This is a genomic window from Rothia sp. HMSC072B03 (assembly GCF_001809565.1).
Classification (GTDB): domain Bacteria; phylum Actinomycetota; class Actinomycetes; order Actinomycetales; family Micrococcaceae; genus Rothia; species Rothia mucilaginosa_A.
Map to the genome: position 1 here is coordinate 256,585 of NZ_KV797968.1, position 11,020 is coordinate 267,604.

Here is an 11,020-nt window from a genome sequence, read left to right on the forward strand (position 1 = left end):
AATAAAATGCGGGGGCCTGCTTAACCTCGGGCGCGAGCCTACGCGACGAAGCGGCTCATGAGCGCCTCAAGCGCCAGGCGTGCGTTCGCGTTCGTGCGCAGACGGCGCAGGGTAATCTCTACCGCTTGCACGTCCTGCAGGAGCTGCTCGGGGGAGCGACGCTCGCACCACGCTGTCAGCGGCTCGCGCAGGTGCTCGTTAATGAGCGGTAGCTGCGCCGAAAGGGAGAGCGTCAGTGCATCGCGAAGTACGGTCTGCACCTGGGCCACCGAATGCAGCAGCGTATCGGAAGCCACGCGCTTGGCCCGGCGCTTCTGCTGGTCTTCAAGCCTGCGCACCTGGGCGCGCAGGGTCGGAGCCACTCGCTCGCCCTCGCGGATGCCCAACAGGGCCATCAGCTCGGCGCGCTCCCGCTCATCCTTTGCAGCGGAGACCGCCTGGGCATCCTGTTCTGCCAGGTCGGTGAGTTTTTCCGCCGCGCTAAACGCCGAAGAAATGGAACGGACGTTCAGAATGAGGGAGGTGGTCATCTCCCGGCGGGCCATGGCCTGCTCATCGGTGGCCAGGCGGTACCCCTCCTCGGCGTCGCCCATGGCCAGGCGTGCCGCGCGGCGCGCCAGCGGGTCGGCCACACCGCGCGAGAGAAGATACCCGTGCACCTGCTCCTCCGAGGGCACCGGCAACTGCACCGGACGGCAACGCGAACGAATCGTGACCAGCACATCCGTGGGAGAAGGAGCCGTCAACAGCCAGATGGTGTGCGGGGGCGGCTCCTCGATGGCCTTGAGTAGCACGTTCGAGGTGCGCTCGGGCATGCGCTCGGTATCCTCGAGCAGAATCACTCGCCAGCGGCCCACCGTCGGGCGGTCCTGGGCCTTCATGACCAGCTCGCGTGCCTCCTCGATGCTGATGTTCGTGGCCTCGGTCCTAAAGTGCGTGAAGTCCGCATGCGAACCGTTCATCACGGTCACGCAGCCCTTGCACTCACCGCATCCGCGGTTCTGCGGATCGGGCTGTTCGCAGAGCAGGGCCGCGGCAAATACCTTGGCCGCCTCGCGATGGGGCGCGCCGGCCGCGCCCGTAAACAGCCAGGCGTGGGTCGGGCGTGAGGAGGCGACATCGCGACGCAACTGGTCGCGCTCACGCTCAGGGATCAGAAGCGAATCCCACAGACTCATGCATCCCCCTCGGCCTTCGGCTCGGTCACTCGCGGCGCGGCGGAGCGGTCAAGAATACGTTGGCTCAGCAACGGCTTCACTACCTCAAGGACGCGAGCGTGCACCTCTTCAATTGTGCCTACACCGTCGACGATGCAGTGCGAACCGTTGGAATCCTCGCGGGCAATCCGCTCGAAGGCGGAGTGGATGCGCGCCTTAAAATCGGCGCCCTCGGCCTCGATGCGGTCCACAGTGCCGCGCTCGGTCATGCGCTCCTGCTCGGCGCGCAGGGGCACGCTCAGGAGCAGGGTTGCGTCCGGCACCAGGTCTGCGGTGGCCCAGCGGCTCAGGTCAACAATAGTGTTCACCCCGAGATCGCGGCCCACGCCCTGGTAGGCGGCGGAAGAATCGATGTAGCGGTCGCAGAGCACGATCGCTCCCTCGGCGAGTGCGGGGCGAATCAGCTGAGCCGCGTGCGCGGCGCGGGAGGCCGCGAAGATGAGCGCCTCGGTGCGGTCGTCAATAGCACCCTGGCCCGCCTCGAGCACGAGGGCGCGTAGCTTCTCGCCGATTTCGGTGCCACCCGGCTCTCGGGTGGTGACGACCCGGTAGCCTCGGGCGCGGAGCGCCTCATTCAATAGGGTGAGCTGGGTGGTTTTGCCGGCGCCGTCGCCTCCTTCGACCACGATGAAGAGCCCGCGGCGGTTGGCGGGGTCCGCGGAATCGGGGAGGGGGGTGTAGCTGAGAGTATCCATCACCCCTTAAGGGTACCGGGTTCACCGTGGGCCTGCGGTGCGCGTCGGCAGCCTGCCGGTGGGAGCCGCAACGGCCTTCGCACGGGACTTGGCAGCGCCCTCGCGTAAAAAGCGTGTTAATCCTGAGCGGAAAGTGCCGGGTGAGGTATGCGTTCGAGGCCTCGGTGTGCCAGGCTTAAAGGCATGAGTGCAGATAACCATGACATGAACTATTCCGCTGAAACCTATGTAGTCGCCGGTGGCCGCCCCGCCCACGAGCATGATGCGCCGGTGAACCCTCCGATTGTTCTGACTTCCACCTACCGCGGCGTGGACGCCGTCAACATTGAGCACGACCGCGTGTACGCCCGTTTCTCGAACCCGACTTGGGAGGGCATGGAAGAGGTTGTCGCTAAGCTGGAGAACGCTTCCCAGCCCGGCTTGCTGTTCCCCTCCGGCATGGCCGCCGTTTCCTCCGTGATTGACCTGGTGCCGGTGGGCGCTATCGTCCTGATTCCTAAGCACGCCTACATGGCGTCCGTGACCCTGTGCAAGGATCTGGAGCGCCGCGGCATCATCGAGCTGGTGCGCGTGGACATTGAGGACACCGCCAGCGTTATCGCAGCCCTGGAGGACGCCGCAGCCCGCGCCGGCGTGACCCCGGAAAACGTGAACTACTCCTCCCCGAAGGTCCTGGCCTGGCTTGAGAGCCCCACCAACCCCATGCTTGAGGTGGGGGATCTGCCCGAGATTCTTGCCGCAGCTCGCCGCCTGGGCGTCGTGACCGCCGTGGACAACACCTTTGCCACCCCGATTCTGCAGCGTCCGCTCGACCTGGGCGCCGACGTTGTGGTGCACTCGGCCACGAAGTTCCTGGCCGGCCACTCGGACGTGCTGCTGGGCATGACCCTCACCTCGAACGAGGAGCTGTACAAGGCGATGCTGCACTACCGCATCACCAACGGCGCGATCCCCGGGCCCATGGAGGCGTGGCTGGGCCTGCGCGGCCTGCGTACCCTGGCGCTGCGCGTGGAACGTGCGGTGCAGAACGCGCAGGTGCTGGCCGAGCGTCTGAGCGAACACCCCTTTGTCTCGGAGGTGCGCTACCCGGGTCTTGAGAGCCACCGTGGCCACGAGGTCGCGAAGAAGCAGATGTCCGGCTTCGGCGCGATTCTGTGCATCACGCTGGATACCGACGCGCAGGGAGCCCGCAACGTGGTTGAGGCGCTGAAGGTGTGGACCCCCGCCACCTCCCTCGGCGGTGTGGAATCCCTCGTGGAGCGCCGCCGCCGCCATGGCAGCGAGCCGGAGTCGATTCCCGAGTCGATGCTGCGCCTGTCCGTGGGTATCGAGAACGTCGATGACCTCTACAATGATCTGGTCGAGGCCTTCAAGGCCGTTCGATAAGGCACCGTTAGCTACGGTAGTGTGCTAGGGTACTGGGTACCCGGCTATACGGCCGCTCGAGTGAAGGAATACAATGTCTCCTATTGTCCTGGTCCTCTACGCGACCTTTCTGATTAACCTGCTGCTGTCGGCCGCCGGTGCCGTGATCGGCGTTCTGGCGCTGTACCGTGCATGGACCGCGCCGGCCAACGCCTACGAGTTCGCGGGCAAGCGTCCTAAGAACACCTGGCTTGCCCTGACCGGCGTCTCCGCCGTGGTGCAGGTGCTGGGCGTCTTCTCGGCCTTCACCGGCGCGGGTAACACGATGCTGATGCTGCAGCTGATGGCTGCCGTGGTGAGCGGCGTGTTCCTGGCCGGTGTGTGGCCCGTAGTGGGTGGCCGCCGCTTCTAGGAGGTTTTCAGCGAAGCATCCGCGCCCACCTTGTGGCCGTCGCAAGCGCATACGGTGAGCCCCGCATACCGCGTTCCGGAACGATTTCCGGGCGCGGGGTGCGGGGCTTTCTGCCAGCTAAGCGGTGCATCCGGCAAGTTTTTGGGAGAACCCGGATTTTCTGCCCTCGAAGGCATGACAAACCGGCGGGTAAATGAAAAAATAGAAGCATGACTTACAAACTAGTACTCCTGCGCCACGGCCAGTCCGAGTGGAACGAGAAGAACCTGTTCACCGGCTGGGTGGATGTCAACCTGACCGACAAGGGCCGCGCCGAGGCTAAGCGCGGCGGCGAGCTGCTGGCAGAGCGCAACATCCTCCCCGATGTTGTGCACACCTCCCTGCAGCGTCGCGCTATCAACACCGCAAACATCGCCCTGGATGCAGCGGACCGCCTGTGGATTCCCGTCAAGCGCACCTGGCGCCTGAACGAGCGTCACTACGGCGCCCTGCAGGGTAAGAACAAGTCCGAGATTCGTGAGGAATACGGCGACGAGAAGTTCATGACCTGGCGTCGTTCCTACGACGTTCCGCCGCCCCCGCTGGACGACAACGATCCCTACTCGCAGGCACACGACCCTCGTTACGCCAACGTTGAGAACGCTCCCCGCACCGAGTGCCTCAAGGACGTTCTGGGCCGTATGCTCCCCTACTGGGAGTCGGACATCAAGCCCGACCTGGCAGCAGGCAAGACCGTTCTGGTGGCAGCGCACGGTAACTCCCTGCGTTCGCTGGTCAAGCACCTCGAGGGCATTTCCGACGAGGACATCGCCGGCCTGAACATCCCGACCGGTATCCCGCTGTACTACGAGCTGGATGAGAACTTTAAGCCCATTAAGGCTGGCGAGTACCTCGATCCCGAGGCTGCTAAGGACGCCATCGCAGCCGTGGCAAACCAGGGTAAGTAATTACCTCTCGCGAGGTTCGCTCTGCAGAGCGCCCGCGTGATTATGAGCCGCTCACCGTTTCGGTGGGCGGCTCATTGCGTGGGCCGACCTCTTGGGTGGGCGGCTGTTCAATATACTTGTGGAAGATACCCACGCAGGAGGAGAACGTATGGATGCCGGTCTGATCGCCTTCATCGCGGGCATGATAGGTCTGCTGGTCGGCGTCCTGAGCATGAACGCGGTGGCCCGTAGTGAGCGTGAGCGTGAGCGTAGCCTCGTATCCGCACCGACGCTGCGTGACGGTGCGGCTCAGGTGCTGGCGGTGATTGGCCGCGCCTACCTGGTCATCGACGAGGTGGGGGGAGTGGTCCAGGCCTCGCCGGGCGCCTACGCGATGGGCCTGGTGCGCGGGCATACGGTCACCTCGCCCGAGCTGGCTAGCATGATTCGCACGGTGCGCCACCGCGGTATTTTTGCCGAGCAAAGCTTTGAGATTGACCGCGGCGAGAGCGAGGCACTGGTCCTGGATGTTCGCGTGGCCTCCCTGGGCGACGAATACATCCTGGTGCTTGCCGACGACCGCACCGAAATTTCTCGCGTGCAACGCATGCGTAACGACTTCGTAGCGAACGTGTCGCACGAGCTGAAGACACCCGTGGGCGCGGTGAGCCTACTCGCGGAGGCGATTGAGCAGGCTAGCGATGACCCGGAGGCGATTGAGTACTTCGTGGGCCGCCTGCACAAGGAGACGCGCCGCCTCTCCGCGCTGGTGCGCGACATTATCGAGCTCTCACGATTGCAGTCGACCGACGTGATTGCCCGTGGCGGCCCGGTGTCCGTGCCCACCCTGGTGGCGGACGCGATGGACCGCTCCCACCTGGCTGCCGAGGAGAAGGACATTCAGGTTTCCAGCCGCATTGAGGACGCCCCCGAGGTGTACGGCGACGCCGAGCTTCTGGGTATGGCCGTGCAGAACCTGGTGGAGAACGCGATTCGCTACTCGCCCGAACATACGAAGGTGGACATTCTGGTGCACCGCGTGGCCGATCAGCTGCTCATTGAGGTGTCGGATCAGGGCGTGGGTATTCCCGAGGATGAGCAGAAGCGCATCTTCGAGCGTTTTTACCGGGTGGACCCGGCTCGCTCTCGTCAGACCGGCGGCACGGGCCTGGGCCTGAGCATCGTGAAGCATGTGATGACTCAGCACGGCGGCAGTGTGACGGTGCGTTCGATGCCGCAGGAGGGCTCGACGTTCACGTTGGCCCTGCCGCTGACCGAGGCGCCGGAGGCACCGCTCACAGTGTAGTGTTAGCGGTATAGGTTTTATGGGAATCAAGGATAAAGTATGACGAAAATTCTGATTGTTGAGGACGAAGAGGCCCTGTCGGATCCCCTGGCCTTCCTGCTGGGGCGTGAGGGTTTTCAGACGGTCGTGGTGGACAATGGCCTGGACGCGCTGCCCACCTTCGAGCGCGAGGGCGCCGACCTGGTGCTGCTGGACGTGATGCTTCCCGGTATGCCCGGCACGGAGGTGTGCCGTAAGCTCCGCGAGGTGTCCTCGGTACCGATTATCATGCTGACCGCCAAGGACTCCGAGCTGGATAAGGTGTTTGGCCTGGAGCTGGGCGCCGACGACTACGTGACGAAGCCGTACTCGGCGCGCGAGCTGATTGCACGCATCCGCGCGGTGCTGCGCCGCCGTTCCGCCGAGCCCGACATGCCGATGGACGCGGTTCTTACGGGCGGCCCCGTGCGCATGGACATCGATCGCCACGTGGTGACGGTCAACGGCGAGGAAGTACCCATGCCGCTGAAGGAATTCGAGCTGCTGGAGATTCTGCTGCGCAACGTTGGTCGCGTGATGACGCGCGGACAGCTGATTGAGCGTGTGTGGGGCGCGGACTACGTGGGCGACACGAAGACCCTGGACGTGCACATTAAGCGCCTGCGTTCCAAGATTGAGCCGGATTCTTCGGCACCGCGCTACGTGGTGACGGTTCGCGGCCTGGGCTATAAGTTCGAGAATTAGCGTCGAGCCGAGGAGAGTACGTATGAGCTTTACCGCTGATTCCGTGACCGCCGAGGCCAACGCGCAGAACCGCTTCGTGCAGAACCAGCCCGCGCAGAACCGGCAGAGCAAAGACCCCTCGCGCGTGGCCATTATCGTGCTGGGTGCAGGTTCGGGAACGCGCCTGGGCGAGCCGATTCCGAAGGCCGCGGTCCGCGTGCAGGGGCGTACGCTACTCGACCATGCCCTGCAGGGCGCCCGCGAGTCGCGGATTGCCGAGCACGTGGTGGTGACGGTGCCCGCCGGGTGCGAGAGCCTCTGCCCGGAGCTCCTTGAGGACGCGCACCGCGCCGAGGCGCTGGTGACGGTCGGCGGTGACACCCGCACCGCATCGGTGGTGGCGGCTCTTGACGCGCTTCGCGAGGCCGAGATCGCGGTGGATTACGTGCTGATTCACGATTGTGCCCGCTCTTTCACCCCGCCGGAGGTGTACCACCGCGTGCTGGAGGGCCTGGGCACCCGCGTTGCCGCGGGGACGGTGCGCGCGGTTATTCCGGTGTTGCCGGTGGTCGATACCATCAAGACGGTGGATGCCTCCGCGGTGGTTACTGGAACCCCGGCTCGCTCGAGCATGCGCGCCGTACAAACCCCGCAGGGATTCGAGGTGGCGGCGCTACTGGCGGCTCATGAGCGTAGCCGAGCCCTGCCTCCCGAGGAAGCCGAGCTGCTGACCGATGACGCGATGGCGATGGAGGCGGCCGGCGAACCGGTGCTGACGGTGGCCGGGCACGAGGACGCCTTTAAAGTGACCACCCCCATGGATCTGAAGGTGGCGCGGGCGCTCTTTGGCGGAACGCGCCCCTGAGTATCCCCTCTTCTTCTGTCTAATATCTATTGAGCGAAGGACCCATCATGACTGTTATTCCGCGCGTCGGCACCGGCGTTGACGTTCACGCTTTTGGCCCGGAGGGCACGCCCCTGCACATCGCCGGCCTGCACTGGCCGGGGGAGCGGGGCCTGAGCGGCCACTCCGATGGCGACGTGGTGGCCCATGCTGCCGCGGATGCGCTCTTCGCCGCCTCTGGCACGGGGGACTTGGGTTCGAACTTTGGTGTGGACCGCCCGGATATGAAGGGCGCCTCGGGTGTTCGTATTCTTTCGGAGGCCGTGGCGATTGTGCGTGCGGCCGGTTTCGAGATCGGCAATGTGAGCGTTCAGCTGATTGGTAACCGCCCGAAGTTCTCGCCGCGCCGTGAGGATGCGAACCGCGTGCTCAGTGAGGCGGTGGGTGCCCCGGTGACGGTGATTGCGACGACTACCGACGGTTTGGGTTTGACCGGTCGCGGGGAGGGCGTGGCGGCGATTGCGACGGCTCTGGTGTATGAGCGCCACTAGGCCTCTGCCCGGCTTGCCCCATTCCGTAACCTATCGCCCCGGTGCCTGGACCGACCCCGTAAAATGAGAGTGTGACTATGCGTTTTTATGATTCAGCTTCCGCGACTATCCGCGAGTTTGAGCCCGTCGTGCCCGGTGAGGCGCGTATCTACTATTGCGGTGCCACGGTGCAGGGTGAACCGCACCTGGGCCATATCCGTTCTGCGCTGGTGTTCGACCAGCTGAGCCGCTGGATGCGCTACCGCGGCCTGAAGGTGACGACGGTCCGCAACGTCACCGATATTGACGATAAGATTTTGGCGAAGTCCGCTGATTCCATGCAGCCCGGTTTTGAGGGCGAGTTCCCGAATGAGCAGTGGTGGGCGCTCGCGTATCGTTTTGAGAAGGTGTTTGCTCGGGCCTACGCGGCGCTGGGTATTGACCCGCCGACCTATGAGCCGCGCGCGACCGGCCATATTCCCGAGATGTTTGCTCTGATTCAGCGCCTGATTGACCGCGGCCACGCCTACCCGGCGCTGGATGACTCGGGTGACGTGTACTTTGATGTGCGTTCCTGGGAGAAATACGGCTCGCTGACCAACCAGAGCATTGACGATATGCAGGATTCGGCGGATGCCGATCCGCGCGGTAAGCGCGACCCTCGTGATTTTGCGCTGTGGAAGGGTTACAAGGAGGGCGAGCCGCTGACCGCTTCGTGGGAGTCTCCGTGGGGTCGTGGCCGCCCGGGTTGGCACCTGGAGTGCTCGGCGATGGCCGGTAAGTACCTGGGTTCGCGCTTCGACATTCACGGCGGCGGTCTGGATCTGCGCTTCCCGCATCACGAGAACGAGCTGGCCCAGTCGACCGCGGCCGGCGATGATTTCGCGAACTTCTGGATGCACAACGGCATGGTCACCTACGAGGGTGAGAAGATGTCGAAGTCTATCGGTAATACGATTTCGCCGGCGCAGATGCTGGAAATGGCTCGTCCGCTGGTGGTTCGCTACTACCTGGGTAGCGCGCATTACCGTTCGGTGCTGGACTATCGCCCGTCTTCTCTGCAGGAGGCGGCAACGGCTATTGAGCGTGTTGAGTCGTTCCTGGCCGCAACTCAGGATTTGCTGAAGCCCGACCGCGAGGTGCCCGAGGCTTTCGCCGAGGCGATGGATGACGATATGAACATTCCTCGTGCCCTGGCGGTTCTGCATGAGCAGACTCGCGCGGGTAATGCAGCGCTCGCTGCCGGTGAGGACGCTTCGGAGGCCGCTAATGCCGTGATGGCTATGGCTGAGGTGCTGGGCCTGGCGCAGCTGATGAGCTTTAACGCTGAGGGCGCCTCGGATGCCGAGCATGAGGCTCTGGACTCCCTGATTCAGGCGGTTCTGGCGGAGCGTGCGGATGCGCGTGCCCAGAAGGATTGGGCTAAGGCCGATGCGATGCGCGACCTGCTGTTCTCCGCGGGTGTGAAGGTGCGTGACGGCGCTGAGGGTTCGAGCTGGAGCATTGCGTAGGTTGGTGGCGTGCCCCGCGTTCTGCGTTGGGGGCTTAGGCGTTGCGGGTCTTTTCGCGTAGACTCGTATTCATTATTTTGACGAAGGAAGAGAAGAATGGCTAAGGCAGGTTCGCGCCCGGGCGCTACCAGCAAGAAGAAGGGTGCTACTAAGGGCACCGGCGGTCACGGCCGTAAGGCCCTTGAGGGCAGGGGCCCGACTCCGAAGGCTGAGGATCGCGTTTACCACAAGGCGTACAAGATGAAGCGTGCGGCTGAGCGTCGTGCGGCGACCGGTACGAACCGTAAGTTCCAGACTCGTTTGGGCGGTAAGCGCGCCAGCGATGAGCTGGTGACGGGTCGTAACGCGGTGCTGGAGGCGCTACGTACCGAGATTCCCTCGAAGCACCTGTATATTATGAGCCGCATTGAGGTGGATGACCGCGTTCGCGAGATCATGACGATTGCGAATAAGCGCAACATCCCGATGCTGGAGATTCCGCGTAGCGAGCTGGATCGTCTGACCGATGGTGCGGTGCACCAGGGCGTGGCAATGCAGATTCCGCCGTACAAGTACCCGGATGCTACCGATCTGGTGCTGGATACGATGGAGCGCTGGCACTCGGGTAAGCTGTCGACTCCGCCGCTGTTTGTGGCGTTGGATGGCATTACCGATCCCCGTAACCTGGGGGCGATTATTCGTAGCGTGTCGGCGTTTAGCGGTGACGGCGTGATTATTCCCGAGCGTCGTTCGGCTGCGGTGACCGCGGGTGCGTGGAAGACCAGTGCCGGTGCGGCTGCTCGTATTCCCGTTGCAATGGCGACTAACCTGACTCGTGTGATTCAGCAGGCTAAGGAGCAGGGCATCTTTGTGATTGGTCTGGATGGCGGTGGCGATATTGAGTTGCCGGCTCTGGAGCTTGCGAACGAGCCGCTGTGCGTGGTGGTTGGTTCGGAGGGCAAGGGCCTGTCCCGCCTGGTGACTGAGAACTGCGATCAGATTGTGTCGATTCCGATTGATTCGGCGATGGAGTCGCTGAACGCGGCGATGGCTGTGGGCATCACTCTGTACGATGTGTCCCGTCGTCGTGCGGTGGCTGCCGAGTAGGTTGTCGCGATAACCGTTCTGTAGGTTTATGAACGTAAGGGGGAAGGCGTCCCGTGAGAGGCGCCCTCCCCCTTTGCTCTTGATGGCGGGTACGCCAGGGAACCGGGTCAGGGAACTGGTCGAGGATCGGAAACGTAAGGATGCAGGGGAGGGGCGGTAGCCCCTTCCCCCATCTTTTCTTCGTTTCGGGGCCTTTTGCGTTTCCGTAGGGGGTTTCCGGAGTGATTTTTGGGGGATTTTCGGGCTTTCGTGGGGATTTTTAAGATTTTTTCGAAGATTTTTTGAGGCCTTTACCCCGCATTGACTAGGGGTTTTGTCCCACTGTTCAGGTCAGAATGAACCTAAACCCCCTTATTTGTGTTCTACTTCACCCGTATTCGGGTTGCGGGCCCGTACTCGGGTCTGTATAGTTGTATGAGTCGCCGC

Annotated in this window: 11 protein-coding genes; 9 read left to right on the forward strand and 2 right to left on the reverse strand. The window is 63.5% G+C overall.

Translation table 11 applies throughout. From position 1 onward, the window contains the following. Positions 1 to 38 precede the first annotated feature (38 nt). A complete protein-coding gene (locus tag HMPREF2630_RS03310; protein WP_070483375.1) occupies positions 39 to 1,178 on the reverse strand; it encodes a DNA polymerase III subunit delta' in 1,140 nt (379 codons plus the stop codon). Then, on the reverse strand, positions 1,175 to 1,912 hold the full coding sequence (gene tmk / locus HMPREF2630_RS03315) for a dTMP kinase (protein ID WP_070483377.1): 738 nt from the start codon (positions 1,910 to 1,912) through the stop codon (positions 1,175 to 1,177). Before tmk ends, HMPREF2630_RS03310 begins: the two co-directional genes overlap by 4 nt. Positions 1,913 to 2,095: 183 nt before the next feature. Here tmk and HMPREF2630_RS03320 point away from each other — a divergent pair, with 183 nt between their 5' ends. From HMPREF2630_RS03320 to rlmB, 9 genes are all read left to right on the forward strand, one after another. Continuing rightward, positions 2,096 to 3,298, forward strand: coding sequence for a trans-sulfuration enzyme family protein (locus tag HMPREF2630_RS03320; RefSeq protein WP_070483379.1), 1,203 nt, complete (start codon positions 2,096 to 2,098; stop codon positions 3,296 to 3,298). A 73-nt stretch (positions 3,299 to 3,371) separates the two neighbouring features. Beyond that, positions 3,372 to 3,689 carry a DUF2516 family protein gene (locus tag HMPREF2630_RS03325; RefSeq protein ID WP_049342685.1) on the forward strand — a complete coding sequence of 106 codons (318 nt, stop codon included), beginning with the start codon at positions 3,372 to 3,374 and terminating at the stop codon, positions 3,687 to 3,689. A 209-nt stretch (positions 3,690 to 3,898) separates the two neighbouring features. Then, positions 3,899 to 4,636, forward strand: coding sequence for a phosphoglyceromutase (locus tag HMPREF2630_RS03330; protein WP_049334003.1), 738 nt, complete (start codon positions 3,899 to 3,901; stop codon positions 4,634 to 4,636). Between the two features lie 148 nt (positions 4,637 to 4,784). Next, complete coding sequence (locus HMPREF2630_RS03335; protein WP_049334004.1) at positions 4,785 to 5,921, forward strand: sensor histidine kinase; 1,137 nt, start codon at positions 4,785 to 4,787, stop codon at positions 5,919 to 5,921. 39 nt (positions 5,922 to 5,960) lie between these two features. After that, positions 5,961 to 6,644: a response regulator transcription factor gene (locus tag HMPREF2630_RS03340; protein ID WP_049334005.1), complete on the forward strand. Its 684-nt coding sequence runs from the start codon at positions 5,961 to 5,963 to the stop codon at positions 6,642 to 6,644. Positions 6,645 to 6,666: 22 nt separating this feature from the next. Then, the gene (ispD, locus tag HMPREF2630_RS03345) at positions 6,667 to 7,488 is read left to right on the forward strand and encodes a 2-C-methyl-D-erythritol 4-phosphate cytidylyltransferase (RefSeq protein ID WP_080978711.1); all 822 of its coding nucleotides are present in this window, start codon (positions 6,667 to 6,669) and stop codon (positions 7,486 to 7,488) included. 47 nt (positions 7,489 to 7,535) lie between these two features. After that, positions 7,536 to 8,018 (forward strand): 2-C-methyl-D-erythritol 2,4-cyclodiphosphate synthase, encoded by a 483-nt coding sequence (gene ispF, locus HMPREF2630_RS03350; protein WP_070483381.1) that lies wholly within the window; start codon positions 7,536 to 7,538, stop codon positions 8,016 to 8,018. 71 nt (positions 8,019 to 8,089) lie between these two features. After that, entirely contained in the window at positions 8,090 to 9,508 is a 1,419-nt protein-coding gene (gene cysS / locus HMPREF2630_RS03355) for a cysteine--tRNA ligase (protein ID WP_049334007.1), read from the forward strand. Between the two features lie 96 nt (positions 9,509 to 9,604). Beyond that, a complete protein-coding gene (rlmB, locus tag HMPREF2630_RS03360) occupies positions 9,605 to 10,594 on the forward strand; it encodes a 23S rRNA (guanosine(2251)-2'-O)-methyltransferase RlmB (protein ID WP_049342682.1) in 990 nt (329 codons plus the stop codon). The last annotated feature ends 426 nt before the right edge of the window (positions 10,595 to 11,020 follow it).